Below are 26,032 nucleotides of genomic sequence, written 5' to 3'. Positions count from 1 at the left end.
ACAGGAGCCGCCGCCATGAAATTTGACCATTCGGTAAAAATTGCCCCCTCCATCCTTTCGGCGGATTTCGCCAATTTCGGAGCCGAGATCCAAGCGGTCGAGGCGCAGGGTGCGGATTGGATTCACGTCGATGTCATGGACGGGCATTTCGTGCCCAACATCACTTTTGGCCCAGCCACCTGCGCCGCGATCCGCCCACACATCAAGACCGTGATGGATGTGCACCTCATGATCGCCCCGGTCGATCCCTATATCGAAGCCTTCGCAGCAGCCGGTGCCGACATCATCACCGCCCATGTCGAAGCAGGCCCGCATATCCACCGCACGCTTCAGGCGATCCGCGCTACCGGGGCCAAGGCTGGTCTGGCGCTGAACCCCGGCACGCCAGCCGAAGTGGCGGCGCCCCTGCTTGATATGGTGGACCTGATCTGTGTGATGACCGTGAACCCCGGATTCGGCGGTCAGAAATTCATCCATTCCTGCGTGCAGAAAGTGACCGAACTGCGTGAGATGATCGGCGACCGCGAAGTCCATATTGAGATTGACGGCGGCGTCGATCAAAGCACGGCACCGCTGGTCGTGGCCGCTGGCGCCGATGTGCTGGTTGCGGGCTCTGCCGTATTCCGGGGCGGATCGGTTTCAAACCCCGCCACCTACGGCGACAACATCCGCGCCATTCGCAACGCTGTCTAAGCCGCAACCTCGAACACGGTGATCCACTGAGCCACAATCGCAGGCGTGTCTGTGCCCTCGATCTGCACGGTCACATCCCACCGAACGTCATAGCGGCCCGGTTTCTCGGCCACGTCCATAACGCTAAAGCGGCCCCGGATACGCTGCCCCGCGCGGACCGCGCTGACAAAGCGGATGCGGTCAAAGCCGTAGTTTAAGCCTTGGATCATGCCCGGTATCTCGGGCTGCACATCATAGGACATGGCCGACAGCATCGACAGGGTCAGGAACCCGTGCGCCATGGCCCCGCCCTGCGGGGCCATGCGATCTGTATCCAGATGAATATGCTGCCAATCCTCTGTCACATCCGCAAAGGCGGCGATCCGGTCCTGCCCGATCTCGTACCACCGCGACAGGCTGGGCGGCATGCTGCGCAACAGCTCAGCGGACATCCGGCAAGACGTAATCGGCAAACTGCCGGCGCAAGGTCAGCTTGGACACCTTTCCCGTCGCCGTCAGCGGCAAAGCGTCGACATACAGGACATCATCCGGCAATTGCCATTTGGCAAAATGCGGATCCATCAGATCGTGAAAGGCTTGTAAACCGGGCTGCGCCCCCGATTTGCACTGAACCACCAGAACCGGGCGTTCATCCCATTTCGGATGCGCAATCGCAATCACCGCGCAATTTGCAACCTCGGGGTGGGACATGGCGATGTTTTCAAGATCAATCGAACTGATCCATTCGCCGCCCGATTTGATCAGGTCCTTGGACCGGTCCTGAATGCTCAGATACCCGTCCGGCGTGATGCTGGCCACATCGCCTGTCCCGAACCAGCCTTCGGCATCGACCGCCGCGCGGGTTGCGTCGTCGTTGTTGAAATAGCCGGAAATCACCGCGTTGCCGCGCACGAACAGTTCGCCCACCGCAGCACCGTCATGCGGCAGACGTTGACCATCTTCACCCACGATCTTGAGGTCCACACCAAACATCCGCCTGCCTTGCAGCGCCTTGCGTGCCATCCGCGCCTCGAACGGGTCGTTTTGCATGTCGACGGACAATTGGCCCGTTGTGCCGACGGGGCTCATTTCCGTCATGCCCCATGCGTGACAGACATCAATGTCCTGCTTTTCGAAAAACTCGATCATGCTGCGCGGTGCGGCTGAACCACCGATCACCACCTGATCCAAGCGTGACGGTGGAGTGCCCCGCGCCTCGATCTCGGCCCGCAGGCCAAGCCACACAGTCGGTACGCCCCAACTTGCCGTGACGTTTTCGTGCTCCATCAGATCATAAAGCGACGCCCCGTCCAGCTTGCCCCCCGGCATGATCAGTGACGCCCCAACAATCGGCGCAGCATAGGGCATGCCCCAGGAATTGACGTGGAACATCGGCACCACCGGCAAAAGCCGTGCCCCTTCGTGCAAGGACCGGGGCAACGTCACCGCGATGAACAATGCATGCAACACTGTGGATCTGTGCGAATAAAGCGATCCCTTGGGATGGCCCGTGGTGCCCGAGGTATAACACAGCCCCGCCGCAGTTTCCTCGGGCAGGTCTGGCCAATCAAACCCGGTCGGGTGCGGCGCGATCAGGTCTTCGTAGCACAGCACATCCAAAGTGGTGTCGGGCATATGCGCGGCATCGGTCATGACAACAAGCTTCAAACCAGCAGGCAGGTGGTCTTTCAACACCTCCAAGATCGGGACAAAGGTCAGATCGACGAAAAGCACCCGATCTTCAGCATGACCAATGATGAAAAGCATCTGTTCCGCCGACAGGCGCGGATTGATCGTGTGGCAGACAGCACCCATCCCGGAAATCGCGTAATAGAGTTCAAAGTGACGATATCCGTTCCATGCCAATGTCGCCACGCGGTCGCCCTGCGCAACGCCTAGCGCGGCAAGGCCATGGGCAAGCTGGGCTGTGCGCTGGAACGTCTCGGCATAGCTTTGTCGGTGCAGATCGCCTTCGGTGCGCACGGATACGATTTCGCCTGTGCTGTGAATCTCGGCCGCATAGCGCAGCAAGTCAATCACCGACAATGGCCGGTTCATCATCAATCCGTGCATCAAGCCCTCCCTTGCTTTCTGCCTTGTGGTTCTTGATACACTGAGCGCCCGACTGAATGCGCGCAAGCCCTAACCGCCAGGAACCAAACCCATGTCCAATACGATGTCCCGCATTGCCCTCGCCCGTCGCCCGCAAGGCGCCCCTCTGCCGGAAGACTTCAAACTGGTTACCGATGTGCGAGCGACGCCCCAAGACGGAGAGGTCCTGATCGAGGTGACGCACCTGTCGCTTGATCCCTATATGCGCGGCCGCATGGACGACGTGAAAAGCTATGCGCCTTCGGTCGATCTGGGCGGCACCATGACAGGTCAGGGCGTGGGCCGCGTTCTGGACAGCAAAGCTGGCGGGTTTGTCCCCGGCGACATCGTGACGGGCATGACCGGATGGGCCAGCCACGCCTGCCTGCCCGGAGCCGAAGTGCGAAAGCTTGACCCAGCGCTGCCGCCTTCAACCGCCTTGGGCGTTTTGGGCATGCCGGGCCTGACGGGATGGGTTGGCTTGCACACCTATGGCAAACCCAAGGCAGGTGAGACGCTTGTGGTGGGGGCGGCCACCGGTCCGGTTGGGTCAATGGTGGGCCAATTGGCCAAGCAGCTTGGCCTGCGCACCGTTGCCATCGCGGGCGGGGCCGAGAAATGCCGCCTTGCCACCGAAACTTTCGGCTTTGACGCTGCCATCGACCACCGCGCTTATGACGACGCTGCGTCCTTGCGCGCCGCGATTGCAGAGGCCGCCCCGAATGGCATTGACATCTATTGGGAGAACGTCGCGGGCCAAGTTCTCGAGGCCGTGATGCCCCTGATGAACGTGCACGGTCGCATCCCGGTATGCGGCATGATCGCTTGGTATGGTGGGGCAAATATCGCAGACAACAACCAACTGCCCGGTATCTGGCGCAGCATTCTGGTCAAGCGGTTACAGGTCTCGGGCTTTATCATCTTCGACCACTGGGATCAGTATCCTGCGTTCCTCAAGGACGTCGCACCCAAGGTTGCAGCGGGCGAAATTGCCTATCTCGAAGACGTAGCAGCCGGTCTGGACACCGCACCCGAAGCGTTTATCGCCATGCTGAAGGGCGGCAACACTGGCAAGCAGATCGTTAAGCTCTAGGTCAGGCACGCCGGTCAGATCTCGACTTCGACCTCAAGCGTCAAGGGTGCCGCCGGTGCAGCCTTCAGATCATCGACCTGCAATGGCCCGGTCGGCTTCGACAAACGGTTGCGCACAACCCAGTGCAACCGGTTGGACGCCCGGGTGATTGCCACATAGGCCAGACGTTTCCACAACGGCTGACCCGCTTCGACCCGGCCCATACGTGCCGCCACCGCGAGATCGGGCGCAAAGACCTGCACCGCGTCCCATTGCGACCCTTGCGCCTTGTGGATTGTCACCGCCGCCCCGTGCAGGAATGTGGCCCCCATGCGGGCGGCAAAGGGAATAAACGGTTCTTCCTCGTCCGGCTTTTCGATCTTAACGATCGACGCTGCCGACACCTGCGGATCTTCGGCCCCGATCACATGCAACCGCGAGAACCCCGGTTTTCGCCCCGGTCCAAGGTAAATGACCTGCGCGCCCTTGATCAGGCCGCGCGCCTCAAGATCCAACCGTTTCTTACGATGCTTGAGAGGCAATTCGATCCCGTCACAAATCAACGGCTCACCTTCCAAAAGCGCATCTTCGGGCGCGCCGTGAACGGCCCGGAACGCATGGATCAACCTGATCCGTGTTGCGTTGCGCCACACCAGAACAGGCGAGCGCGCCATCAGATCCACCTCGACCCGCTGACCCAGAACCACGCGATCATCGGTGCGGGATATGTCTTCGATCATCTGTTCAAACCCGTCGAAATCAAGCCCCGGATCTGCAAGCGCGTGGGCCAGATCAAGAATCGGATTATCGGCATCCTGACGGTGAATGCGGCTGAGGTTCAGGATCTGTTCTGGCGGCAAGGTTTCAAACACCATTTTGCCGGATTGGTTGACCGGCGCCAACTGCGCAGGATCGCCGAACAACAGCAAATGCGGGAATATTTCGCGCAGATCATCGACCTGGCGTTCATCCAGCATGGAGGCCTCATCCACCAACCCGATGTCCAAAGGATCGTCGCGGCGTTTCCAGCCGGTGATAAAATCCGACCCCCGCAAGCCAGCCGCCGCCAAAGCCGCCGGAATGGATTTGTGGGTTTCATACGACAACTGTGCGCGCGCCAGTGCCTCTTCGGTCAGGTCCTCGATCTCGGGCTTGTCATCATTGCCCATGAGCCATTCCGCAATGCGCTCATATTCCGGATCATAGACGGGCGTATACAGAATGCGGTGGATCGTTGTCGCCGGCACGCCGCGCATCCGCAGCACAAACGCGGCCTTGTTGGTCGGCGCAAGCACCGCAAGCGTTCGGCGGTCTTTGCGGCGGCGTCCCTCGTAATCGCCCGACACGATCTCAACACCGGCGTTGTGCAGAGATTTACAAAGCTCGGCCAACAGCAACGTCTTGCCCGATCCAGCCTTGCCCGTGACCGCCATGATCTTGGTCTGGGTGTCGCCTGGTGGCGAAAGGATGCCATCGTCCAGATCAACACCCGCCTCACGCAGCATGTCGGCAATCGCATCATGTGCGGCAGCCTGATCTTCGGAATATGTGAGCGCGGGAACTGTCATGCGCAGACCCTATAGGCCCGCGCAAACGGGCACCAGAGTCAGGCAGCACTTACCTCCGTTTGATGCGCGTTCTGTCCAAACGCCGCCATGAACCAGTCGCGCGACGCCTGCAACGGCACCCCGGCAACACGCGACACGTGTTTTTGCGCCGCCTCAGAGAAGTCCCACAGCCCAACGCTGATGGCCTGACGGCCCGCCCCATGCGTGCCAATCACCTCTGGCGCAGCGCCGATGCGGTTGTAGATCCGCACCATTCGGGCGTCAAAGACACCAACAAAGTGTTTTACACCGAACCCTTGCATGATTTCGCCCCCCGCGAGCATCAACGCGGCAGCCGTTCCGGGATCTGTTCCGCGTGCAAGGCAAAACCGCGTACATTCCCAGATCAGCGGGCTTTGAAAGGCCACCCCATCGGTCAGCTCCAGAAAATGGTCGTTCACCATCGTCTGACCGGTGGTCGGTAAAAACCGCATCGACCCCCCATGGGTTCCGTCTGCCTTTTGCCATATCACGTAAAGCGGATTGAGATCATCATACGCGTCACGCTCTTGACCGGCGTCATCGACTGTCACATCCCAGCCCAAGCGGGTTTTGAACTGGTCAGCACGGTCCTCGAACATGGTGCGTGCCAAAATTGGAAATTCTTGCAGTTGGTCGGCGTACAGGTACCGAATCATAAACAGCTCCTCCGTTTCTGGAGGGAAACCTGCGCGTCAAAGATGAATCGTTTCTTTCACGACCGCTCTTTGGCTGTTGCTTCGCAAATTGCTGCCAATATGAAAACAATTACACCACGATCTGTCCCCGTGCCATTGCACGGGCCACAGCATGGGTCGTGTTCAACGCCCCCAGCTTGAACCGCGCACTTTCAATATAGACGCGCAACGTGTGCTCAGAGATCGACAATGTGTCCGCCACCTGCGCCCGGCTGTAACCCACCGCAAGCAGCGTCATCGTTTCAACTTCGCGCGGTGAAAGGGGCTGCGTTGGTTCCGGTTTGCGCCCCGGTTCCAGCTTTAGCGCAGTCTGGTTGAAGTAATGCGCCAACAAAATGAGATCGCGGCGGTTCAATTCGGCAAAACTGGCCCATTGCGCATCGTCGCAACTGTGGCTCACGGTGAACAGCGCAAACTGCCCGTTTGGTCCCCGGATCGGGATGGAATATCCCTGATTGCCGATCCCGTGGGCCATTGCATCGCTCAGAAACGCGCGGGCGGCTTTGCTTGACCAATCCAGACGTTTCCAGTCCACCGGGTGGAACCGCTGGTAACACCCGCTGACCACCGGGTCGATGCGCAGATAGCCCTTTTCAAGATACCGCGCGACCCATTTGGGATCATACGTCCCACAGCCATATTGAGTGCCATTGCTGGAAACCCAATGATACACCATGTCATCAACGCCATAGTAATCGCGCAGCCATTCGATGACGTTCTGCAATTCCTCAAGATGGTCCGCGCGCTCCAAGCGAGCGATCACATCGTCCAACTGAGGCACTTTCTCCAAGAAGCCCACGGCCCATCCCTTTACCGCGCGAGCCGAGCTCTGCCTGTGCTACCAATTGCGTATCGTCAAGCTTGGCAGCCAGTGCATCCAGATCGTTTGCAACCGCAAACGTCTTGAGGTCGGTCAACACATCAATGATCCAGTCATGTCCCATTTCACCGTCGCCTCCAGATAGTTAACAAAACGTTAACACAACTCTAACATGTGGCAATATTTCGGCAAATTCCCTGATTCCAACTCCCCAGTTTTGGTGAGGATGAAATCACCACCACACTGAAATCGCAGGAAAGCCCGCCAAAACAAAAACCCGCAGGCCAGGTGGCCCACGGGTTTCAAATACACGGCAAAGGTAATCAGAGTGTTACGATCGCGCTGCCAGCGCATCTTCGAATGTGCGCAGCCCGGTCTTGGGCGATTGCACAAGCACAGCCATGTTGCCGGGTTTGTGTTCATTACGCAGCATCTTCGTGTGGGCCTGTGGGATCTCGTTCCACGGGAAAACCTCCGACATGCACGGATCAAGCCGACGCTCGACCATCAGTTGGTTGGCAGACGCCGCCTGCTTTAGATGCGCAAAATGCGACCCCTGAAGGCGCTTCTGGTTCATCCACATATACCGCACGTCAAACGTACAATTGAACCCGGTGGTGCCCGCACAGATCACAACCATGCCGCCCTTTTTGCAGACAAGAGTCGAAACCGGAAAGGTCGATTCGCCCGGATGTTCAAACACCATGTCGACACTCACACCTTTGCCAGTAATCTCCCAGATCGCCTTGCCAAACTTACGCGCTTCTTTGAGCCAGTCATTATATTCGGGCGTGTTCACCGTGGGCATCTGTCCCCAGCAGTTGAAATCCTTACGATTGATGACACCTTTGGCGCCCATCGACATGACAAAGTCACGCTTGTCCTCGTCGGAAATCACCCCAATCGCGTTCGCACCCGCCGTATTCGCCAGCTGGATCGCATAAGACCCCAAGCCGCCCGACGCACCCCAAACCAGAACATTCTGACCGGGCTTAAGCTCATGCGGCGCATGGCCAAACAGCATTCGGTAGGCCGTGGCAAGCGTCAGTGTGTAGCACGCGCTTTCTTCCCATGTCAGGTGCTTGGGACGCGGCATCAACTGTTGCGACTGAACGCGGGTGAATTGCGAAAACGCACCATCATGGGTCTCGTAGCCCCAGATGCGCTGGGACGGAGACATCATCGGGTCGCCGCCATTGCACTCCTCATCATCACCATCGTCTTGGTTGCAATGCACGACAACCTCGTCGCCGACCTTCCAACGTTTGACCTTGTCACCCACCTTCCAAACGATCCCGGCGGCATCGGACCCCACAATGTGATATGGCTGCTTGTGGAAATCGAACACGCTGACTGGTTCACCCAAACAGGCCCAGACACCATTATAGTTCACGCCCGCCGCCATCACGAGGACCAGCACTTCATTGCTGTCAATCTCCCATGTGTCGACAACTTCGACCTCAAACGCCTTTTCAGGCTCACCATGACGTTCCCGGCGGATCGACCAAGCGTACATCTGCTTAGGAACATATCCCATCGGCGGCATTTCACCTATTTCATACAAGTCTTTTTCAGGCGCGTCGTAGTCCGCAATGCCGGTCTGCTGATCCAGAGCCATGAGAGTCTCCTTAGGTCGAATACTATCTGTGCCGCGATGCAGAATCGCCGCGTCCGGGTTTGAGATACGGCTCGTATTGAAATTATGCAACAAGATTTGCGCTAATTTTGTAACTTTATGACCGAGCAATTGCAGAAAAATCCTCGCAGGTGCAGAAAATTCCTACATCAAATGCTTGATCGAATTTGCATAAAACACGGCCAGATCCGCCTTGTGATCCACAATTTCAATCAACCCCGCCTGCTCTGTCGCAATCCCTCGTTCAATCAGGGTGCGCAGGCCATATTCAATCGCGTAATCCGCATCGTTCCGCGGCAGATGGACTTGCGCCGCTGCCAGCTTATTGGTCTCTGACTTGAACGCATCGCAAAGCGCGCCCTGCGTCATGGGTCCATCCCGCAAGAGCACGAACGCCACCAACGGCACAGGTAAAACCGGCACCGCAAGGGCAATTCGGTCCATGATCGTTTCAGAAATCACCTCGACCGAGCCATCCGAGGGGTCCACATCACTCAGCACCAATGGTTCCCCAAAACTGACCGCAGCATAGCCAAACCGATGGAATTTTCCGGTCAAGCGCAACCAAAACTGACGCAGAATAGCCCGAAACACGACGCTGATCTTGGCGCGAAACTTGCGGTTTCCTGCCTTTTGCGCCCGCAAGAGGATCGTATCCTCCAACACCCGGTCATAATTCAGCGCGACAGGCACAAAGACCACATCGCGCTTGGCACTCGCGGCCCCTTCCAGAACGTATTTCAGAATACCGATCTTTGCCCGTCCAAGACTGCCATCAAGGCTCAGCCCACCTTCGGGAAACACCGCTTGTGTAACCCCGGCGCCAGTGGCCTGCTGAACATACTTTGCCAGAACCTTGCGATACAAATCGCTGCGTGACCTGCGCCTGATGAAATACGCCCCCATGGCCCGGATCAGGCGGGACAGCGGCCAAACACGCGCCCATTCGCCCACGGCATATGACAGCGCCGACCGATCCGCAGCGAGATAGGTCACCAGCACATAATCCATGTTGGACTTGTGATTCATCACAAAGACCACTGTCGCCTCGGGGTCAACATCCGCAAGTCCGGCATCCTGATGCACCATCCGCACCCGGTAAAGCGACGTGCTCAACAGTCGTGCGGCCCGGATCGCAAAGCCGAAATAGGCCCAAGCCGAAAACGACGGAACGATTTCACGCGCATAGCGGCGCGCCCGCTCAAACGCCACATCCTCGCGCACGCCCTCTGATTTGGCATGGTCGACAATCGCCTGAGTCACATCGGGATCATAGACAATCCGCTGGATCATGTCCTGACGCCGAAGCAGCTTGAAAGGTTGGATCGGGCGCTCCAGCCGTGCGTTCAACCGCGACACCGCCCGTTCCATACGACGCCGGAAAAACCAGCGCACGGACGGAAATAGGAAATGCGACGCAAAGGTCACACCGGCAAAAAGCAGGATCAGAATAAAAGCCCAAAGCGGAAGCGTCACCTGCGTGGTCATTTAACCACTCTCGCAACGAAGCGCGACCGGGTAAACAACCGATATCGACACCGAGCCAAATTCAAAGAATGTCAGAAATGAGAACTGATTTCGCCGTGAGCAGCAATATTGCAGCAGCACTTTTTCAACCGTCCCTCTGCGCCATCTCTTTGGCTTTTCCTACGCCACACGCATGGAGTAAGATATCATCCGAGAAACCGCGTGACGCCGCAGCGCAGCGAATTGACAGAGACATAAAGTTTCGCCTATCAATATCAAAACGTAACAAGATTACTCGGCGAATCTCGCCATTGACGGAGCCGACATGACCGAGACACAGACACCGACCCGTGACCGCCCTTGGCTGATCCGTACTTACGCAGGTCACTCCACCGCGCAGGCGTCCAATGCGCTTTATAGGTCAAATCTGTCCAAAGGTCAGACCGGCCTTTCGGTCGCCTTCGATCTGCCCACGCAAACGGGCTATGACAGTGATCACATCCTTGCGCGCGGCGAAGTCGGTAAGGTGGGTGTGCCTGTCAGCCATCTGGGCGATATGCGCACCCTGTTCGACCAGATCCCACTGGAACAGATGAACACGTCCATGACGATCAACGCGACCGCCCCGTGGCTGCTGGCACTCTATGTTGCCGTGGCCGAAGAACAGGGTGCAGATGTCAGCAAACTGCAAGGCACAGTGCAGAACGACCTGATCAAGGAATACCTGTCGCGCGGCACCTATATCTGCCCACCGAAACCATCTCTCAAGATGATCGGGGACGTGGCCGAATATTGCTACACCCATATCCCCAAATGGAACCCGATGAACGTGTGTTCCTACCACCTGCAAGAGGCGGGCGCGACACCGGAACAGGAACTGTCCTTTGCGCTAGCCACCGCCATTGCCGTTCTGGACGAATTAAAACCACGCGTCCCAGCCGAGGATTTCCCGGCGCTTTGCGGTCGCATCTCGTTCTTCGTGAACGCAGGCATCCGGTTCGTGACCGAGATGTGCAAGATGCGCGCTTTTGTTGACCTTTGGGACGAAATTCTTGAAACCCGCTATGGCGTCACAGACCCCAAATTCCGCCGTTTCCGCTATGGCGTGCAGGTCAACTCCCTTGGCTTGACAGAACAGCAGCCCGAAAACAACGTCTACCGCATCCTGATCGAGATGCTGGCCGTGACCCTCTCCAAGAATGCCCGCGCCCGTGCGGTGCAATTGCCTGCCTGGAACGAAGCGCTTGGCCTGCCACGCCCCTGGGATCAGCAATGGTCCATGCGGATGCAACAGATCCTGGCCTACGAGACAGACCTTCTGGAATTCGACGACCTGTTCGACGGTAACCCGGCAGTGGATCGCAAGGTTGAGCAGCTCAAGGAAGGCGCGCGCGCCGAATTGGCCAATCTCGACTCAATGGGCGGGGCCATTGGCGCAATCGACTACATGAAGGGCCGTCTGGTTGATTCAAACGCCGACCGCCTGAACAAGATTGAACGCAACGAAACCATCGTGGTTGGCGTCAACAAATGGGTCGAAGGCGAACCGTCACCGCTCCAAACCGAAGACGGCGGCATTATGGTGGTTGATCCAGCGGTAGAACAAGAACAGATCAATCGCCTGAATGCTTGGCGCGCAGAACGCGACGCCGACACAGTGCAAAAGGCGCTTTCTGATCTGCGCGCTGCGGCAAAGGACGGTGCAAACGTCATGCCCGCCTCGATCGCATGCGCCAAGGCGGGTGTCACCACCGGCGAATGGGCTGGCGAAATGCGCACGGCTTTCGGCGAATACCGTGGCCCGACCGGCGTGTCGAAATCAGTGTCTAACAAAACCGAAGGTCTGGACGACATCCGCGAAGCCGTGAACGCGGTCAGCGACAAGCTGGGCCGCCGCCTCAAGTTCCTTGTCGGCAAACCGGGACTCGACGGGCATTCCAACGGGGCCGAACAGATCGCCTTCCGCGCGCGCGATTGCGGCATGGAGATCGACTACGAAGGCATCCGCCTGACCCCCGATCAGATCGTTGCAGCGGCGCAGGAAAACGAAGTCCATGTTGTCGGCCTGTCGATCCTGTCAGGAAGCCACATCCCGCTGGTCGAAGACATGATGACCAAGATGCGCGATGCGGGCCTTGGCCATATCCCGGTGATCGTTGGTGGCATCATCCCGGACGACGACGCAAAACGCCTCAGCGCGATGGGCGTGGCCAAGGTCTATACGCCCAAGGATTTCGAATTGAATGCGATCATGATGGACATCGTCACCCTGGCCGATCCCAAAGCGGTCGCAGCAGAATAGGTCAGAGACCGCCCGCCGAGACCGTCAAAACCAGCGATTGTGCAAACGGGCTTCCCGGTGCGCTGACATCCGTTGCGACAAGCACCGCCTCAGAGGTCAGCGACGCCGCCTCGATGAACGCATCAACGACCAGAGTCACTGATGTGCCATTGTCGCCCTCGACACGCGCCAAAGCGTCAATCGCACCTGTAAGGTCCGCCTTTGCAAACTGCGCCTGCCAAACGGGCACAGTTTGCAAAACGGCCTCGACTGACCTCAGGTCGCCCTCTGCAAAGGACGCGTCTTGGGTCAAAACCATGAGACGCAGGTTGTTGATGCGGCAATTGTATTCCTCAAGCACCATCAACGTGCGCCCAGCACCGAAATCCAGCAAATACCGCCGCATCGGCTCCGCGCCGAACTGCGACGTCCCCATGCTCGAAATCACCTGCGCGTCGGGCACAGCCGTCACAAGCGCATCGTGCAAATCAGTCAGTGGCACGTCACACGCCAAAGCCTGCGACGCCACCAGCGACAACGCCGCTGCAATTCTCAAGCAGGCCATTTGAATTCAAGCGGCACAGCGTAAGGAATGATCTCAAGATGCCAACACTGGTTGGAGATATTCGTTTCGTCGACAAACTTGGCGATATAGCCATCGGCAACCGCCTTTTTGATCGCGTTTGTAATCGCACCGGCATTATACGTCGCCGGTGACGCAGCAGCGGTTGATCCCATACCAATATCAATGATGTTCCGCGCGGCATATTCGGTCGGCGAACAGATGTGCCGCGAAATGCGCCGTCCTTGCAGCGCCAACTCTTCACCACGCGCCTTCATCGCCCGTTTGCACTCTGCCTCGGGCTTTGTGCGGTTCGCTTCAAACACCTTGATGATCTCATCGCCCGTAGACCCATAAAGCTCGTATTGCTCAAGCACGTCCTGATTGTTGGTCCACGACTTGGAGCAATACGTATACATCGTATCAATCTGAATATCGAGAGATCGGATCGTGCTGGTGATCACGCCGGTCTTCACTCCGGCGTTTTGCATCACCATCTCGATGACCGCGAACGAATAGTCATGAACGATGCGCCGCCAGTCTGCCAAATCCGACTTATAGACAACCGTCGACTTTATCGGCGTGCTTGTAGACCCGAAGTCTCCGCCCAGATACGAGAACCCCGTGTCGCCACCCGGTGCGGCGCTATTGGCAGGACCATTCAGCGCCTGCAACGTGCGCCCGTTGGGGTCAACCCGCCCGTCGGGGATGGGCACCCCCAGAACGCGGCGCTGATACGCTGTGATCGCGGCGATCGTGTTGCGCCCGTTCAATCCGTCTTCCACAAGTCTTGGCGTTGGAGTGATCTTGTGCAGATGCGCGTTTATCATCATCTGAACAGTCAGGACATCAGCCTTGCGGTTCGCTCCGCCCTGTCCAACAGAGCCAGAAATCACTTTCATTGATACACTCCTTCAATAATATTTATAAATCAGCTTAAACTATGCCTTTAACTTGGTCGAAAATTTCCACGTCAGTCAACAATTTCATTTCAAAAAGCATCGTCTCGGACTGATGTGACCGAAGATGGAAAAAGGATTTGTAATGCTTCGTTTTGCCCCGCTTCTGCTGATCTGCGCACTCCCAACCGGCGTGTTTGCTCAATCCCAGCTTGACCAATTTGAAACCATTTCCGAAGACATGAATGTGGCCATGTTCGACGCCATGATCCGCATGATCGAAGACATGGGAGGAGATCCAGAACCATTGCGCGCTGCGGTGCCTGACAGCGATTGGGACGACGATTACCGCCAAGCCGGTGCCTGCATGCTCAATAAACTCATTGATGCGTCCAGCGTCCCGGAGGTCCGCGAAATGTTAGACGCGATGGAAGCGTATATCCCGGAAATGGAAGGTAAAAGCGTTGAAGAAATTTCAGAAGACATCGATTTTCTTCCAGAAGGCATTACAGAAAGCTTTTCGATCTCCGTGAATTCCGAATGTGGCATGACTGATTTGTTGCTGGATCGCATGAGTGAAACTGGGTTTACGGCAGCGATGATGCGGGCAATGGAAGGAATGTGACGCATTCCATTTCTCACAACAACTCTGCCTTGCACAATGATCGCTTATAGATTGCGAAATGCATCCGTGTAATTGACTTGCAAGAAAAGAGGAGTATTCCCAATGCCATGCAAATTATGTCTCGGAGGGACTAATGACATTCGATTTAGACAATATGTCCAAAGATGAGCTGAAAAAGCTTATCAAAGATGCTGAAAAATCGTTGAAAACGATCCAGACTCGTCGTCTGACCGAAGCCAAGAAAGCAGCCGAATCGGCGGCAAAGGAATACGGCTTTTCGCTGGACGAACTTCTCAGCGGCCCCCCGAAAAAGGGCTCCAAGAGCGAACCAAAGTTTCGCAACCCGGCCAACCCGGAACAAACCTGGACCGGAAAAGGCCGTAAACCGAATTGGGTCAATGACGCCCTTTCCGCTGGGAAGACCATGGACGACCTGAAGATCTGACATGACAGTCCATATCGGAGCCAAACCAGGCGAGATCGCGGAAACCGTTCTTTTGCCTGGTGATCCCTACCGCGCGAAATGGGCGGCGGAAACCCTTCTTGAAAACCCGCAGCTTGTGAACGATGTGCGCGGAATGCTTGGGTTTACCGGCACTTGGAAAGGGAACCGCGTCACCCTTCAAGGCTCCGGTATGGGCATGCCATCCCTGTCGATCTACGCCAATGAACTGATCCGTGACTATGGGGCAAAAACCCTGATCCGGATTGGATCATGCGGCGGGATGCAACCCAATGTCGGCATTCGGGATGTAATCCTCGCAATGACCGCCTCCACCTTGTCGAGCCCGTCTTCGGGCATTTTCAAGGAATTGAATTTCGCGCCCTGCGCAGATTGGGGACTATTGCGTGCAGCCGCTGACGCCGCCGCGGCGAAAGGCACCAAAACCCATATCGGCGGGATTTATTCGTCAGACGTGTTCTACGATGAACGTCCCGATCTTAACGAACAGATGACACGGCACGGAATTCTTGGCGTCGAAATGGAAGCAGCGGAGCTTTACAATCTTGCGGCCCGCTATTCCGTGCGCGCACTTGCCGTTTTGACGGTGTCAGACCATTTGCAGACCGGCGAAGCGCTTCCCTCAGCAGACCGCGAGCGCAGCTTCGGTGAAATGGTTGAAATCGCGTTAACAGCGGCATTTGCCCCAACGCAAAAATGAATTGCATGGCGCGGAAAAATATTCCGCGCCATGCGCTACATTTCCAAATGCCGCCACATTGTTCTGGCACACATTTGCGTATGCCAGATTGGGTCACCTCCATTTATGTTTTGCTGACAAGCCGGGTGCCCATCCCGCGCATGTTGTTCCTGTTCAGCGTGGTCACCTTGTCGCTCTTCACCCTGACGTCGCATCACTACAGCACGCTCGATCAAGTCGGGTTGGTTCTTCCCGTCATGTGCGCGCTGTTTGGCCATGTGGCCGTGATTGCCGTCAAACTCCCTGACTCGCTTCAGATGTTCGACCGCATTGGAATCACCAATGCAGGCGACAAAATTATTCTGATCAGTCTGGCCACTTATGCTGGGGTGATGTCCCTGCCATCGCTCGACGCCGCACAAACCGCGCTGAGCCTTGGAATAGCCATCTATCTCGGCCTGTTCGTGCTGGTGGTCTATATGCTTCGCGGTGGCGACAAGATCGGATGGTTTGCGCGCGACTGGGATGTGGGCCAACGCAACGCCGCGAATTGGCATATTGCCCGGCTGGTGGCCTTGATCCTGCTGAACGAAACTGCCGCTCGGTACGGCTCCGCCTTCGATTGGGTGCTGGCCATCACACTCGGCCCCATCGCCCTGCACTACCTGATGCATTGGACGATCGTTGTCACGCATCCACACGACAAGGCGACACCCTCGGACTAGGCACTGCGACCGTGGCTGCGGTCATAGCCGTTGACAGACGGCGGCATCCATCCGGCAAGAGAACCCTCAGCTGGGGCCAACACCTCGACCCGCAAAGGATGGCACACCGCAACATCACTGGTGTGCTCTGCCGAACAATCGCCTCCCGGACAGGCCGACAAGGCCCCCAGCAAATCAATTTCGGCAAAGAACGTCAGATGATCGCCCGGCCGCACCGGGCTCGCCTTCATGAAATACTGGCCCGTATCGCGCGTGAACCCGGTGCACATGAACACGTTCAGAACATCATGCACATGCGGTTCCGCCTCGGCCAAGGACAAACCCGTCGCCTCCGCCAATGCCCGCGTCAGGTTGGAATGGCAGCAATGATGATACTGCACACCTGATAGCAAATTGCCCGTATAGGGATCACACCGCGTCCCGATCACGTCATGCATCGACCCGCCATAGGCGTCGATCCCGTACCAGCCCAACGTGTCCTCCACGATGGTCGCCATCGGCCGCAGCGTTGGGAAAGATGACCAAAGCCGCTCGCCTGTCGTCACATGCGTGCCGTGCAGCGCGCGGGTCTTGCCGGAATAGAACCGTTCCGACAAATCCCCAGCGTTCCACAGATTAAGGTCCCCAACCTGCGGCCCGTCAACGCTCATGATCCGAAAGAACGATCCGGCGGGCACCCGAAACGCACAGGCCTCGCGCGGTGCGGCCACCGCCACATCCACCACCAAAGCCCCCGCCAGGGCCTGCGCATAAAGCCCAAGGTCTGGGATCGGCAAACTGTCGTTCGGATAGCAGATCACCGGCGCAACAGCGCGGCGGGCATCGGCATCATCAGGGGCAGGGATCATGGGCAAGGTCCTTTCATCCAGAAGGCCAAAGGACCGCAGAGTGAGCACAGGCGCAAGCCCGTTCCCTCTTCTCTTTTTCGAAAATATGCAAAACCGAACGCGCACCACAAAGCGCGCGCTCGGAGAGGACGTGTCAGATCGCAATCACATCGAGCGGCGGGAAACCGTTAAACCCAACCGACGCATAGGTCGACGTATACGCACCGCAATTGCGGATAATGATCCGGTCGCCGGATTGCAGGCCCAGCGGCAATTGCACAGGCTGCTTTTCATAAAGCACATCCGCACTGTCACAGGACGGCCCCGCAAGGATACACGTCCCGGTCGGCTCGTGGTCACGCTCGGTGATGAACTGGTAACGGATCGCCTCGTCCATGGTTTCGGCCAGACCCGAAAACTTGCCGATATCCAGATACACCCAACGATGCAAATCACTGTCAGACTTGCGCGAGACCAGCAGCACCTCGGCGGCAATGGCACCCGCTTCGGCCACCAGACCGCGACCCGGCTCTGCCATGATCTCGGGGATATCGCCGAATTTATCGTGCAACTGGCGCATCACGGCACTGGCGTAGGTCTGCGGCGCGTCAAGCTCTTGACCGTAGAACGCCGGGAAACCGCCACCGATATTAAGCAGCGTCAGGTCAAACCCATCCGCCTTGAGCCCGTGCCAAACCTCGGCCACCTGATCAAGCGTCTCTGCCCACATCTCGGCGCGGCGTGTCTGCGATCCAACATGGAACGACAGACCCACAGGCTTGAGGCCCAGATCAACCGCCAACCGGAACAGCGACGGCGTCTTGTCCAACGCGCAGCCAAACTTGCGCGACAACGGCCAATCGGCCTGCAATGACCCAACGATCAGGCGGATATACACCTCTGCACCCGGTGCGTGCTGCGCCAGCTTGTGCAACTCTTCCTCGGAATCGGCCGCGAAATGGGTAATTCCAATCCCATGCGCCCAAGCAATGTCCGACGGACGTTTGATGGTGTTGCCAAAGGAAATCCGCGACGCATCCGCACCTGCGTCCAAACACATCTCGATCTCGGGGCGCGAGGCGGCGTCGAAGTTGCTGCCAAGCCCGACCAGCGTGCGCAGGATCTCGGGGGCGGGGTTTGCCTTGACCGCATAGTGGATGCGGGCGCGGCCCAAACCCTGTGCCAGTGCCGCATATTGGCGCGCAACGGCATGGGTGTCGATCACAAGCGTCGGACGCTCAAATCGGTGGCTGAGGATAAAGGACTCAGCACGAGACACAGATGTTTCTTCACAGGCGAAAAGCCCGTTTACGTATGCGTTCATTGGTCATCTCCAACAGACCCGGCCATTCCGATTACTCGGCGCAGACCGCTCAGTTCCAGGGGAGACGTTACCGTCGCTACGTAAACCGCGTGGGTGCATTCTTCTGCTTGCCCACCTCGCCAGAGGCGCGTGCGTTGGCGTCTATATTCGCGCATATGGAGTCGAATTTGAGTCGGCGCAATAGAAATTATTTGTCCGACTCACATTTTTTTCGATCCACCGTTTTCGGGCCGCAGGCAATCCAAAGGTGCCACGCCTGACGCGGTTTGCGCCCCGCAGAATGCACACCGCCATTGCCCCGGCGCAGTCTGCCGCCACCGACACGCGCGCGTCAACGTCGTCGACTTGCGCCGCCAATATGCATAGGCCAGCACACCGATCAAAAGAAGGATCCACAAGATAGGCATGGGCGTGGTGTAGTCAGGGTTTAGTCCGCGATGCAAGCAGACACCAAACGGCGTTCACGCGCACGCCAGCCAACCAGCGCCGCCGCTACGCACCGCGGTCGGACAAATTGGCATCCTCGGCCAGCTGTTCAAAAATCTTGATGTAATCCTCTGAACTTGCCCGATCCAGCGCCCCATCCGCGACTTCGGCGGCTGACCAAATCCGCGATTTCGCCGGATCATGGAACATCGTCCAATCCCCGAACATCCGCGACCGAACAAACCCGGATGCCCGCATCGTTACCTCAAGATGCCGGTCATCCCGTTGGATACGGGCAAAGGTGTTCTGCAACATACCATCAGGCCCTTCGAGCAATTGCAGATACACATCCTGCCGACAGATCAGCGCTCCAGACACACCGTCCCGCGCGTTACAGCGCCGGGCATCCACAAGGACCCCGTTCAGCATGGCATCATCAAAGCCAAAAGGCCGCGAAGAATAGACAATCTGTTGGATGGCGGGAATATCGGTCACTCCTGTGAATACCGCGCCGAACGGCGACACATGATGTGACATTGTCCAACGGCATGGCCGATATCTTAGCGCAAAACGCGCGCCACGTCGCTTATGAAATGAACCCAAGGTCTGGCGCGCGCGGGGACGGCGCGCCAGACGGGTCTGTGGTCGGGTTTAACCCGACATCACACGTGGCGTTCGACCATCATCTTCTTGATCTCTGCAATCGCCTTGGCCGGGTTCAGACCCTTGGGGCAGGTCTTGGCGCAGTTCATGATCGTGTGGCAGCGATAGAGCTTGAACGGATCTTCCAACTCGTCCAACCGTTCACCGGTTGCCTCATCGCGGCTGTCGATGATCCAGCGATACGCATGCAACAACGCGGCTGGTCCAAGGTAACGATCACCGTTCCACCAATAGGATGGGCAGGACGTTGTGCAACACGCGCACATCACACATTCGTACAGACCGTCCAGCTTTTTGCGATCATCGACGGACTGCTTCCACTCCTTGGCGGGGCGGTTCGTCTTGGTCTCAAGCCACGGCATGATCGACGCATGCTGCGCATAGAAATGCGTCAGATCGGGGATCAGGTCTTTGACCACCGGCATGTGCGGCAGCGGATAGATCTTCACATCGCCCTTCACCTCGTCCAGCCCGTAAATGCAGGCCAGCGTGTTGATGCCGTCGATGTTCATCGCACACGACCCGCAGATCCCTTCGCGGCAGGACCGGCGGAAGGTCAGCGTCGGGTCAATATCACTCTTGATCTTGATCAGAGCGTCCAGAACCATCGGGCCGCATTTGTCCATGTCCACGAAATACGTGTCCACTTGCGGGTTCTTTCCGTCATCCGGGTTCCAGCGGTAGATGCTGAACTTACGCACATTGGTGGCACCTTCCGGCTTGGGCCAGGTTTTGCCCGTGCGGATGGTCGAATTCTTGGGGAGCGTCAGTTGAACCATGTCTCTCTCCTTAGCGAAGCAAAGCTGGCAGGCCTTCAGCCGCCAGACAAGTCAGTGTCTCTGGTTGCGAGACGATATCTGTCACGATCTGCACCGTGTTTTGGGTTGGGCCTGTCACACTATCCAAAGCCAGCGCCCGAATTTGCGCAGCGTTCGCAGTGTCGATCACACAATTCAACGCCGGTTCAAGCGGCACACCGGGAAATCTGTCAACCAGCACCGGCGTGATCGCCGACCGCGCCGCATCGCGCGCGATCTGATCCTGTTGCTGAGCCGAACAGCCAGCAAGAACCAGACACGCTGCGATCACGACCCGCATCAGAAGGTCCGTTCTTTCGGTTTGATCTTCTCAAGCGAAATGCCACCCTCGGCCTCGGTGGACAAAGGCGCTGTCACCACGGGACGATAGGTCAGGTCGGTTTTGTTGCCATCAATCCGGGCGATCGTATGGACACGCCATTTGTCATCATCACGCGTCGTGAAATCCTCATGCGCATGCGCGCCGCGGCTTTCCTTGCGGGCTTCGGCCCCGGCAATCGTCGCCAAAGCGTTGGGCATCAGGTTGGTCAGCTCAAGCGTTTCCATAAGGTCGCTGTTCCAGACAAGGCTGCGATCCGTAACCTTGATATCGTCCAGCTTGCCCGCGATGACGGTCATCTTATCCAGACCCTCTTTCATCGTCTTGGCAGTCCGGAACACCGCAGCATCGGCCTGCATCGTCTTTTGCATCTCAAGCCGCAACTCTGCTGTGCCGATTGCGCCGCTCGCATGGCGCAGACCGTCAAAGCGATCGAACGCCTTGTCCACCGACACCGCGTTGGTCGACGGAACCGCGCCGTCGCGGTCCACAACCTTGCCCGCTCGAATGGCAGCGGCGCGGCCAAACACCACGAGGTCAATGAGCGAGTTCGACCCAAGACGGTTCGCGCCATGCACAGATGCACAACCCGCCTCGCCCACAGCCATCAGGCCGGGCACAACGGCGTTGGGATCGTCCTTGGACGGGTTCAGAACCTCACCCCAATAATTCGTCGGGATACCGCCCATGTTGTAATGCACCGTCGGCAGCACCGGGATCGGTTCCTTGGTCACATCAACACCGGCAAAGATCTTGGCCGACTCAGAGATACCCGGCAGACGTTCGGCCAAAGCCTCTTTCGGCAGGTGCGACAGGTTGAGGTGGATGTGATCCCCCTCTTCGCCCACACCGCGCCCTTCGCGGATTTCCATCGTCATCGAACGCGACACATAATCGCGCGGCGCAAGGTCTTTGTAGTTCGGCGCATAGCGCTCCATGAAGCGTTCGCCTTCGGAGTTGGTGAGATACCCCCCCTCCCCGCGCGCGCCTTCGGTGATCAGACAGCCCGAGCCATAGATGCCGGTCGGGTGGAACTGCACGAACTCCATATCCTGAAGCGGCAAACCCGCGCGCGCCACCATACCGCCACCGTCGCCGGTGCAGGTGTGGGCAGACGTTGCGCTGAAATACGCGCGGCCATAACCGCCTGTCGCCAGCACGACCATCTTGGCGTTGAAGATGTGCATCGTGCCGTCGTCCAGCTTCCAGCAGACAACACCGGTGCAAACCCCATCAGTCATGATCAGATCAATGGCGAAATATTCGATATAGAATTCCGCATTGTTCTTGAGCGACTGACCATACAGCGTGTGCAAGATAGCGTGACCAGTCCGGTCCGCCGCCGCACAGGTGCGCTGAACGGGCGGGCCTTCGCCGAACTCTGTTGTGTGACCACCAAAGGGACGCTGATAAATCTTGCCTTCTTCCGTGCGCGAGAACGGTACGCCGTAATGCTCAAGCTCGTAAACCGCCTTGGGCGCTTCACGGGCAAGGTATTCCATCGCATCCGTGTCACCCAGCCAGTCCGACCCTTTGACCGTGTCATACATATGCCACTGCCAATGGTCCGGGCCCATGTTCGACAGCGACGCCGCGATCCCGCCTTGTGCCGCCACGGTGTGCGACCGGGTCGGGAACACCTTGGTCACACATGCGGTGCGCAAGCCTTGTTCCGCCATGCCAAGCGTGGCGCGCAATCCTGCGCCGCCCGCGCCAACGACCACGACGTCATAGTCATGCGTCTCGTATTCGTATGCAGCCATAATCTGTTTAGCTCCGATAACTCAAAGTGCCAGCTTGGCGATTGCGAACACACCAACGGCTGCCGCGCCGTAGCTGATGCAAGTCATGCCAAGGATGAGGATTTTTTCCCAGATACCGTGCACGTAGTCTTCGATCAGCACTTGGAAACCTTCATTGAAGTGCTTGAAGCCCACGATCACCGTCAACGCGGCGATGATCGCCGGGAACGGGCGCGCGTAATAGGCCTGCACCTCTTCGAACGACGATCCCAGAATGCCACCAAAGGTGAACACGAAGAACGGGATCAGGATCAACAACGCGACCGACGATTTTTTCATCGACCAGAAATGCGCTGTTCCGGATTTTGCTGCGCCCCAGCCGATGGCGCGTTTACGATCAGTCAAGAAAGCCATGTTGTGCGCCTCACCAAAGAACAACGACAGAGAAGACAGTGAGAACACCAGAACCGATGACAACCATCCAGCCCAGCATCTCGGCCTTGTCGATTTCAAGCATCTTGGCATTGTCCCAGATCAGGTGACGAATACCCGCGAGCGAATGATACCAAAGCGCCCAAAGCGACAGGAACATCACCAGATCGCCAAACCAGCTTGTCACAAAACCGTTGGCAAATGCGAAATACTCCGGCCCGGACGACGCCGCGAGCAACCACCAGACAATCATCAAAGACGCGACGATCAGGGCATTGCCCGTGATCCGCGTCAGAATTGACGTGATCGACGTAAGCTGGGGTCGATAAACTTGCAGGTGTGGTGACAGGGGACGATTGCCCCGATTGACGTCAGCCATGATCTGAGTCCTTTCCGGTTCCTGCGTGCCTTTCTATTGCTTTTCAAAGCTGTGTCACGTCGACCAAAGGCGACTAGGCGCGGTTTTTTGGCGCAACCAGCCAGAAAATTAGCCTTTGTGATCACACGTTCAAATGCCGTGATCACAAATCACGCCTCGAAAAAACTTATGGTTTTACTAGGTTTTAACAATTAGCTCTGACCGGGCGATTCTGTGTCAAATAGCCGTCGCTTCCCCTGTCCAAACAGGCTCAGTTCCCCAATGCGCGGTACAAAACGCGCAGATGGTCCTCAAATTCTTCGCACATCGTGATTGTCTGATCCGACGGGTCATAAAACGCGTTTGCCTCACCGCAGGGCGCGGCAAACACCTCGATCACACTCGGAAATCCAAAATCCGCATTGAGCGCCGCAACCTCGCCCGAGATGATCTGTGCAGTCATTGTAGACGCGTCTTCTGCTGAAAAGAGCATCGACTCGCCGCCTTCGGCCAATTCGTCGAAAACAGCGCCCCAACTGTCCGCCGCCAGTTCGTATTCCTCAACACAATACTCTGCGCGTTCCTCGGGCAGTTCCATATCTTCGGCAAAATCGTCCCGCGTTTCGGGATCACCGCCATAGAAGATGCAGACCGTGTTATAAAACCGTTGTTCGTCCGGCCCATGCACACCCCAATAGGCGACAGGCTCTCCCGCGTTGACAACCGCTTCGGCCCAGAACCCATTGGCCACGTCATAGGCCATTTCAAGGGCCGACTCAGGCTCGAACAAATGGTCAATCAACAGGATCGACGCGACATCCGCCGCATCCTCTTCCTGCCCAAACACCGGCATCTGCATCACGTCGATCAGGGCGTGCCCCAACTCGTGATAGAAAATCCCAAGGATATTCGCTTCGACAAAGGCGTTCTCTGCCTCGTCGGCACAAACGCCACCGGACAAACCCGTGGCAAACAGGGCAAGCGCGTATCTCACACAGGCATCAAAGCCCAGTAATCAAGATCAAGCAAGACGTGGGGCAGGTACTTTCCATCCTCACCCTTCAACTCAAACGACCCGCCGTCTTTCACCGCAACCAACCGCAACCGCACGGCCCCTACGCCGGGCGCACCGGTTTCGGCTTTGTCCAGAACTTCTGACCACGCGCGAACGGTATCACCGCTGAAACACGGGTTCGCATGCGCCCCGCCGTTCAGTCCGACGATCATCTGCGCGTTGGCAAGCCCGTTGAACGACAGCGCCCGCGCCATGCTGATGACATGCCCACCATAGATCAGCCGTTGTCCATCAGGGCGGAATGTGGCGTCGAAATGCACCTTGGCGGTGTTCTGCCACAGCCGCGTGGCCATCATGTGTTCGGCTTCCTCGATCGTCACACCATCCACATGGTCAATGACTTCACCGATGGCGTAGTCACCCCAGCGATGTGGCTCACCGGCGAGATCGAAATCATAGGTGCTGAAATCCAAACCCTTTGGAATCACAAGTGCCCCCGCGGGGACAACCGACTTTAGCTCGGGCACAACCGTGTCTTGCGCAGGCGCATCAATGTCCCGTTTGCGCACCATGACCCAGCGCACATATTCCATGACCAATTCGTCATGCTGGTTAAGTCCGCGTGTTCGTACCCAGACCACACCGGTCTTGCCATTTGAGTTCTGCTTGAGCCCGATCACCTCGGATTCCGACCGCAACGTGTCCCCCGGCCAAACGGGTGTCACCCAACGCCCCTCGGCATAGCCCAGATTGGCCACCGCGTTCAGCGACACGTCAGGCACGGTTTTGCCAAAAATCACATGAAAGGCGATCATGTCGTCCAGCGGGCTGAACGGCAGACCACAGGCCTGCGCGAACTGATCCGATGAATACAACGCGTGCCGCGCCGGATAGAGCGCATGATACAGCGCCCGTTCGCCCATCTTGACCGTACGAGGCACGGCGTGGCGGATCACCTGACCAACAGAGTAATCTTCGAAAAAGCGGCCTGCATTGGTTTTCGTCATGGATCGTCCTGTCCGTAGGGTGGGCGTCGGGTGGGCAATACTGCCCACCACTCTGTTTGTTATTGCTTATTGCTCGCCCAGTTTCATGTCCGGGCTGTAAGGCGCGTCGATGTCCTTGGTCACCGCCTGCCCGCACCGCATCACACCATTGGCATGGTCAAACGCGTAAGTCGGATCGCCATAAAGCTCCCAGCCCTTGCTCAAGGCCAACGACACTTTGTGGCAAAAGGCCGATGTGTCGTCTTCGGTCAAAAGTCGATAAATCTTCATCGCTTACCCCCCGAACGGCGAAACACCGAGCCATGCATGGATGCCCGTCATGACGGCATAAGCCACAAGCGTGATCACAACGAGCACGACATCCTTCTTGGCCTCACCCGGTTGCGGACGGTCCCAAACCGGCACCGCGCGGTTGATCAAGATCACCTCAAGCACCGCCCAGCCAAGCATCCCGCCAAACAAAATGATCGACGCCACATCGCCATTCACCAACAGGTGCGCGACAGCCCAGATCTTGACTGCCGCAAGCTGCGGATGCCGCATCTTGCCGCGCAGTCGGCCCGTTGTGGCGCTCATGCCAAAGACAAAAACCGCCACCAGCATCAACAAATTGTTGATATGCGTCAGGAAGCTGGGCGGATACCAGACGCCAATAAACGCCGCCCCGCGATAGCCCCATATCATGAGGCCAAGGCTGACAACCAACGCGACGGTGACAACAATCTTCCCGGTGTCCCCCATCGCGGCACGTTGTTCGGGCGCGACACGTTTAAAGACATGGGCGCCCACCCAAATCAACACTCCGACAACAAGAAGACCCATCAT

Annotated in this window: 29 protein-coding genes; 7 read left to right on the top strand and 22 right to left on the bottom strand. The window is 57.6% G+C overall.

Annotation, left to right across the window (positions count from 1 at the left end; genetic code table 11):
* Nucleotides 1-15: 15 nt before the first annotated feature.
* Entirely contained in the window at nt 16-693 is a 678-nt protein-coding gene (rpe, locus tag ACSHXH_RS10145; RefSeq protein ID WP_435671674.1) for a ribulose-phosphate 3-epimerase, read from the top strand.
* Here rpe and ACSHXH_RS10140 read toward each other — a convergent pair.
* Together ACSHXH_RS10140 and ACSHXH_RS10135 are read right to left on the bottom strand one after the other, a co-directional pair.
* Nucleotides 690-1,124, bottom strand: a complete 435-nt coding sequence (locus ACSHXH_RS10140; protein WP_435671673.1) for a MaoC family dehydratase — start codon at nt 1,122-1,124, stop codon at nt 690-692. The two genes, rpe and ACSHXH_RS10140, sit on opposite strands and share 4 nt — an antisense overlap.
* A complete protein-coding gene (locus ACSHXH_RS10135) occupies nt 1,114-2,745 on the bottom strand; it encodes a long-chain fatty acid--CoA ligase (protein WP_435671672.1) in 1,632 nt (543 codons plus the stop codon). The genes ACSHXH_RS10140 and ACSHXH_RS10135 overlap by 11 nt, the downstream gene beginning before the upstream one ends.
* Before the next feature lie 91 nt (nt 2,746-2,836).
* Here ACSHXH_RS10135 and ACSHXH_RS10130 point away from each other — a divergent pair, with 91 nt between their 5' ends.
* Nucleotides 2,837-3,856 (top strand): NADP-dependent oxidoreductase, encoded by a 1,020-nt coding sequence (locus ACSHXH_RS10130; RefSeq protein WP_435671671.1) that lies wholly within the window; start codon nt 2,837-2,839, stop codon nt 3,854-3,856.
* Nucleotides 3,857-3,870: 14 nt separating this feature from the next.
* Here the strand turns inward: ACSHXH_RS10130 and ACSHXH_RS10125 are convergent, their stop codons facing one another.
* The 6 genes from ACSHXH_RS10125 to ACSHXH_RS10100 form a co-directional block, all read right to left on the bottom strand.
* Nucleotides 3,871-5,403, bottom strand: coding sequence for an ATP-dependent DNA helicase (locus tag ACSHXH_RS10125; protein ID WP_435671670.1), 1,533 nt, complete (start codon nt 5,401-5,403; stop codon nt 3,871-3,873).
* A gap of 38 nt (nt 5,404-5,441) precedes the next feature.
* The gene (locus ACSHXH_RS10120; protein WP_435671669.1) at nt 5,442-6,080 is read right to left on the bottom strand and encodes an acyl-homoserine-lactone synthase; all 639 of its coding nucleotides are present in this window, start codon (nt 6,078-6,080) and stop codon (nt 5,442-5,444) included.
* Nucleotides 6,081-6,189: 109 nt separating this feature from the next.
* Nucleotides 6,190-6,882 carry a helix-turn-helix transcriptional regulator gene (locus ACSHXH_RS10115; RefSeq protein ID WP_435671668.1) on the bottom strand — a complete coding sequence of 231 codons (693 nt, stop codon included), beginning with the start codon at nt 6,880-6,882 and terminating at the stop codon, nt 6,190-6,192.
* The gene (locus ACSHXH_RS10110) at nt 6,848-7,063 is read right to left on the bottom strand and encodes a hypothetical protein (protein ID WP_435671667.1); all 216 of its coding nucleotides are present in this window, start codon (nt 7,061-7,063) and stop codon (nt 6,848-6,850) included. Before ACSHXH_RS10110 ends, ACSHXH_RS10115 begins: the two co-directional genes overlap by 35 nt.
* Nucleotides 7,064-7,270: 207 nt before the next feature.
* On the bottom strand, nt 7,271-8,557 hold the full coding sequence (ccrA, locus tag ACSHXH_RS10105) for a crotonyl-CoA carboxylase/reductase (RefSeq protein WP_435671666.1): 1,287 nt from the start codon (nt 8,555-8,557) through the stop codon (nt 7,271-7,273).
* Nucleotides 8,558-8,719: 162 nt separating this feature from the next.
* The gene (locus ACSHXH_RS10100) at nt 8,720-10,063 is read right to left on the bottom strand and encodes a 1-acyl-sn-glycerol-3-phosphate acyltransferase (RefSeq protein WP_435671665.1); all 1,344 of its coding nucleotides are present in this window, start codon (nt 10,061-10,063) and stop codon (nt 8,720-8,722) included.
* A 304-nt stretch (nt 10,064-10,367) separates the two neighbouring features.
* On the opposite strand from ACSHXH_RS10100, the gene ACSHXH_RS10095 reads away from it, so the two are divergent.
* Nucleotides 10,368-12,344, top strand: coding sequence for a methylmalonyl-CoA mutase family protein (locus tag ACSHXH_RS10095; RefSeq protein ID WP_435671664.1), 1,977 nt, complete (start codon nt 10,368-10,370; stop codon nt 12,342-12,344).
* A 1-nt stretch (nt 12,345) separates the two neighbouring features.
* Here ACSHXH_RS10095 and ACSHXH_RS10090 read toward each other — a convergent pair whose 3' ends face one another.
* Both ACSHXH_RS10090 and ACSHXH_RS10085 read right to left on the bottom strand, forming a co-directional pair.
* Complete coding sequence (locus tag ACSHXH_RS10090; protein WP_435671663.1) at nt 12,346-12,888, bottom strand: hypothetical protein; 543 nt, start codon at nt 12,886-12,888, stop codon at nt 12,346-12,348.
* Complete coding sequence (locus ACSHXH_RS10085) at nt 12,876-13,787, bottom strand: peptidoglycan-binding domain-containing protein (protein ID WP_435671662.1); 912 nt, start codon at nt 13,785-13,787, stop codon at nt 12,876-12,878. The genes ACSHXH_RS10090 and ACSHXH_RS10085 overlap by 13 nt, the downstream gene beginning before the upstream one ends.
* Before the next feature lie 124 nt (nt 13,788-13,911).
* Here ACSHXH_RS10085 and ACSHXH_RS10080 point away from each other — a divergent pair, with 124 nt between their 5' ends.
* The 4 genes from ACSHXH_RS10080 to ACSHXH_RS10065 all read left to right on the top strand — a co-directional run bounded on the left by ACSHXH_RS10080 (nt 13,912) and on the right by ACSHXH_RS10065 (nt 16,276).
* Nucleotides 13,912-14,409 (top strand): hypothetical protein, encoded by a 498-nt coding sequence (locus tag ACSHXH_RS10080; protein ID WP_435671661.1) that lies wholly within the window; start codon nt 13,912-13,914, stop codon nt 14,407-14,409.
* 133 nt (nt 14,410-14,542) lie between these two features.
* Nucleotides 14,543-14,854: an H-NS histone family protein gene (locus tag ACSHXH_RS10075; RefSeq protein WP_435671660.1), complete on the top strand. Its 312-nt coding sequence runs from the start codon at nt 14,543-14,545 to the stop codon at nt 14,852-14,854.
* Between the two features lies 1 nt (nt 14,855).
* A complete protein-coding gene (gene deoD / locus ACSHXH_RS10070; protein ID WP_435671659.1) occupies nt 14,856-15,572 on the top strand; it encodes a purine-nucleoside phosphorylase in 717 nt (238 codons plus the stop codon).
* An 80-nt stretch (nt 15,573-15,652) separates the two neighbouring features.
* Nucleotides 15,653-16,276, top strand: coding sequence for a hypothetical protein (locus ACSHXH_RS10065; protein ID WP_435671658.1), 624 nt, complete (start codon nt 15,653-15,655; stop codon nt 16,274-16,276).
* Here the strand turns inward: ACSHXH_RS10065 and ACSHXH_RS10060 are convergent.
* The 12 genes from ACSHXH_RS10060 to ACSHXH_RS10005 form a co-directional block, all read right to left on the bottom strand.
* Nucleotides 16,273-17,124, bottom strand: coding sequence for an urea carboxylase-associated family protein (locus tag ACSHXH_RS10060; protein ID WP_435671657.1), 852 nt, complete (start codon nt 17,122-17,124; stop codon nt 16,273-16,275). The two genes, ACSHXH_RS10065 and ACSHXH_RS10060, sit on opposite strands and share 4 nt — an antisense overlap.
* Before the next feature lie 133 nt (nt 17,125-17,257).
* Nucleotides 17,258-18,427 (bottom strand): type III PLP-dependent enzyme, encoded by a 1,170-nt coding sequence (locus tag ACSHXH_RS10055; RefSeq protein ID WP_435671656.1) that lies wholly within the window; start codon nt 18,425-18,427, stop codon nt 17,258-17,260.
* A gap of 492 nt (nt 18,428-18,919) precedes the next feature.
* Nucleotides 18,920-19,390 (bottom strand): BLUF domain-containing protein, encoded by a 471-nt coding sequence (locus ACSHXH_RS10050; RefSeq protein WP_435671655.1) that lies wholly within the window; start codon nt 19,388-19,390, stop codon nt 18,920-18,922.
* 125 nt (nt 19,391-19,515) lie between these two features.
* Nucleotides 19,516-20,295 (bottom strand): succinate dehydrogenase iron-sulfur subunit, encoded by a 780-nt coding sequence (locus tag ACSHXH_RS10045; protein WP_435671654.1) that lies wholly within the window; start codon nt 20,293-20,295, stop codon nt 19,516-19,518.
* Between the two features lie 10 nt (nt 20,296-20,305).
* The gene (locus ACSHXH_RS10040) at nt 20,306-20,614 is read right to left on the bottom strand and encodes a hypothetical protein (protein ID WP_435671653.1); all 309 of its coding nucleotides are present in this window, start codon (nt 20,612-20,614) and stop codon (nt 20,306-20,308) included.
* Nucleotides 20,614-22,416 carry a succinate dehydrogenase flavoprotein subunit gene (sdhA, locus tag ACSHXH_RS10035; RefSeq protein WP_435671652.1) on the bottom strand — a complete coding sequence of 601 codons (1,803 nt, stop codon included), beginning with the start codon at nt 22,414-22,416 and terminating at the stop codon, nt 20,614-20,616. The genes ACSHXH_RS10040 and sdhA overlap by 1 nt, the downstream gene beginning before the upstream one ends.
* Before the next feature lie 21 nt (nt 22,417-22,437).
* Nucleotides 22,438-22,809 carry a succinate dehydrogenase, hydrophobic membrane anchor protein gene (gene sdhD / locus ACSHXH_RS10030; protein WP_435671651.1) on the bottom strand — a complete coding sequence of 124 codons (372 nt, stop codon included), beginning with the start codon at nt 22,807-22,809 and terminating at the stop codon, nt 22,438-22,440.
* A gap of 10 nt (nt 22,810-22,819) precedes the next feature.
* Nucleotides 22,820-23,206 (bottom strand): succinate dehydrogenase, cytochrome b556 subunit, encoded by a 387-nt coding sequence (sdhC, locus tag ACSHXH_RS10025; RefSeq protein WP_435671650.1) that lies wholly within the window; start codon nt 23,204-23,206, stop codon nt 22,820-22,822.
* A 250-nt stretch (nt 23,207-23,456) separates the two neighbouring features.
* The gene (locus ACSHXH_RS10020; RefSeq protein ID WP_435671649.1) at nt 23,457-24,179 is read right to left on the bottom strand and encodes a DUF4344 domain-containing metallopeptidase; all 723 of its coding nucleotides are present in this window, start codon (nt 24,177-24,179) and stop codon (nt 23,457-23,459) included.
* Nucleotides 24,176-25,207 carry a MaoC family dehydratase gene (locus ACSHXH_RS10015; protein ID WP_435671648.1) on the bottom strand — a complete coding sequence of 344 codons (1,032 nt, stop codon included), beginning with the start codon at nt 25,205-25,207 and terminating at the stop codon, nt 24,176-24,178. The genes ACSHXH_RS10020 and ACSHXH_RS10015 overlap by 4 nt, the downstream gene beginning before the upstream one ends.
* A 66-nt stretch (nt 25,208-25,273) precedes the next feature.
* Nucleotides 25,274-25,477, bottom strand: a complete 204-nt coding sequence (locus ACSHXH_RS10010; protein ID WP_435671647.1) for a DUF1737 domain-containing protein — start codon at nt 25,475-25,477, stop codon at nt 25,274-25,276.
* 3 nt (nt 25,478-25,480) lie between these two features.
* Complete coding sequence (locus tag ACSHXH_RS10005) at nt 25,481-26,029, bottom strand: NnrU family protein (protein WP_435671841.1); 549 nt, start codon at nt 26,027-26,029, stop codon at nt 25,481-25,483.
* Nucleotides 26,030-26,032 lie beyond the last annotated feature (3 nt).

The sequence above is a fragment of the Marivita sp. genome, assembly GCF_051251565.1.
Classification (GTDB): domain Bacteria; phylum Pseudomonadota; class Alphaproteobacteria; order Rhodobacterales; family Rhodobacteraceae; genus Marivita.
This window is presented reverse-complemented; position numbering and strand designations above follow the sequence as displayed.

What these genes read in the sequence shown, in the direction of transcription:
- ACSHXH_RS10040 (WP_435671653.1), bottom strand. Translation starts at nt 20,614, where the DNA reads ATGCGGGTCGTGATCGCAGCGTGTCTGGTTCTTGCTGGCTGTTCGGCT.
- ACSHXH_RS10095 (WP_435671664.1), top strand. Translation starts at nt 10,368, where the DNA reads ATGACCGAGACACAGACACCGACCCGTGACCGCCCTTGGCTGATCCGT.
- ACSHXH_RS10055 (WP_435671656.1), bottom strand. Translation starts at nt 18,427, where the DNA reads ATGAACGCATACGTAAACGGGCTTTTCGCCTGTGAAGAAACATCTGTG.
- ccrA (WP_435671666.1), bottom strand. Translation starts at nt 8,557, where the DNA reads ATGGCTCTGGATCAGCAGACCGGCATTGCGGACTACGACGCGCCTGAA.
- ACSHXH_RS10130 (WP_435671671.1), top strand. Translation starts at nt 2,837, where the DNA reads ATGTCCAATACGATGTCCCGCATTGCCCTCGCCCGTCGCCCGCAAGGC.
- sdhA (WP_435671652.1), bottom strand. Translation starts at nt 22,416, where the DNA reads ATGGCTGCATACGAATACGAGACGCATGACTATGACGTCGTGGTCGTT.
- ACSHXH_RS10135 (WP_435671672.1), bottom strand. Translation starts at nt 2,745, where the DNA reads ATGCACGGATTGATGATGAACCGGCCATTGTCGGTGATTGACTTGCTG.
- ACSHXH_RS10085 (WP_435671662.1), bottom strand. Translation starts at nt 13,787, where the DNA reads ATGAAAGTGATTTCTGGCTCTGTTGGACAGGGCGGAGCGAACCGCAAG.
- ACSHXH_RS10015 (WP_435671648.1), bottom strand. Translation starts at nt 25,207, where the DNA reads ATGACGAAAACCAATGCAGGCCGCTTTTTCGAAGATTACTCTGTTGGT.
- ACSHXH_RS10120 (WP_435671669.1), bottom strand. Translation starts at nt 6,080, where the DNA reads ATGATTCGGTACCTGTACGCCGACCAACTGCAAGAATTTCCAATTTTG.
- ACSHXH_RS10140 (WP_435671673.1), bottom strand. Translation starts at nt 1,124, where the DNA reads ATGTCCGCTGAGCTGTTGCGCAGCATGCCGCCCAGCCTGTCGCGGTGG.
- ACSHXH_RS10045 (WP_435671654.1), bottom strand. Translation starts at nt 20,295, where the DNA reads ATGGTTCAACTGACGCTCCCCAAGAATTCGACCATCCGCACGGGCAAA.
- ACSHXH_RS10125 (WP_435671670.1), bottom strand. Translation starts at nt 5,403, where the DNA reads ATGACAGTTCCCGCGCTCACATATTCCGAAGATCAGGCTGCCGCACAT.
- ACSHXH_RS10080 (WP_435671661.1), top strand. Translation starts at nt 13,912, where the DNA reads ATGGAAAAAGGATTTGTAATGCTTCGTTTTGCCCCGCTTCTGCTGATC.
- ACSHXH_RS10090 (WP_435671663.1), bottom strand. Translation starts at nt 12,888, where the DNA reads ATGGCCTGCTTGAGAATTGCAGCGGCGTTGTCGCTGGTGGCGTCGCAG.
- ACSHXH_RS10005 (WP_435671841.1), bottom strand. Translation starts at nt 26,029, where the DNA reads ATGGGTCTTCTTGTTGTCGGAGTGTTGATTTGGGTGGGCGCCCATGTC.
- ACSHXH_RS10110 (WP_435671667.1), bottom strand. Translation starts at nt 7,063, where the DNA reads ATGGGACATGACTGGATCATTGATGTGTTGACCGACCTCAAGACGTTT.
- ACSHXH_RS10100 (WP_435671665.1), bottom strand. Translation starts at nt 10,063, where the DNA reads ATGACCACGCAGGTGACGCTTCCGCTTTGGGCTTTTATTCTGATCCTG.
- ACSHXH_RS10010 (WP_435671647.1), bottom strand. Translation starts at nt 25,477, where the DNA reads ATGAAGATTTATCGACTTTTGACCGAAGACGACACATCGGCCTTTTGC.
- ACSHXH_RS10075 (WP_435671660.1), top strand. Translation starts at nt 14,543, where the DNA reads ATGACATTCGATTTAGACAATATGTCCAAAGATGAGCTGAAAAAGCTT.
- ACSHXH_RS10065 (WP_435671658.1), top strand. Translation starts at nt 15,653, where the DNA reads ATGCCAGATTGGGTCACCTCCATTTATGTTTTGCTGACAAGCCGGGTG.
- sdhC (WP_435671650.1), bottom strand. Translation starts at nt 23,206, where the DNA reads ATGGCTGACGTCAATCGGGGCAATCGTCCCCTGTCACCACACCTGCAA.
- rpe (WP_435671674.1), top strand. Translation starts at nt 16, where the DNA reads ATGAAATTTGACCATTCGGTAAAAATTGCCCCCTCCATCCTTTCGGCG.
- deoD (WP_435671659.1), top strand. Translation starts at nt 14,856, where the DNA reads ATGACAGTCCATATCGGAGCCAAACCAGGCGAGATCGCGGAAACCGTT.
- ACSHXH_RS10060 (WP_435671657.1), bottom strand. Translation starts at nt 17,124, where the DNA reads ATGATCCCTGCCCCTGATGATGCCGATGCCCGCCGCGCTGTTGCGCCG.
- ACSHXH_RS10050 (WP_435671655.1), bottom strand. Translation starts at nt 19,390, where the DNA reads ATGTCACATCATGTGTCGCCGTTCGGCGCGGTATTCACAGGAGTGACC.
- sdhD (WP_435671651.1), bottom strand. Translation starts at nt 22,809, where the DNA reads ATGGCTTTCTTGACTGATCGTAAACGCGCCATCGGCTGGGGCGCAGCA.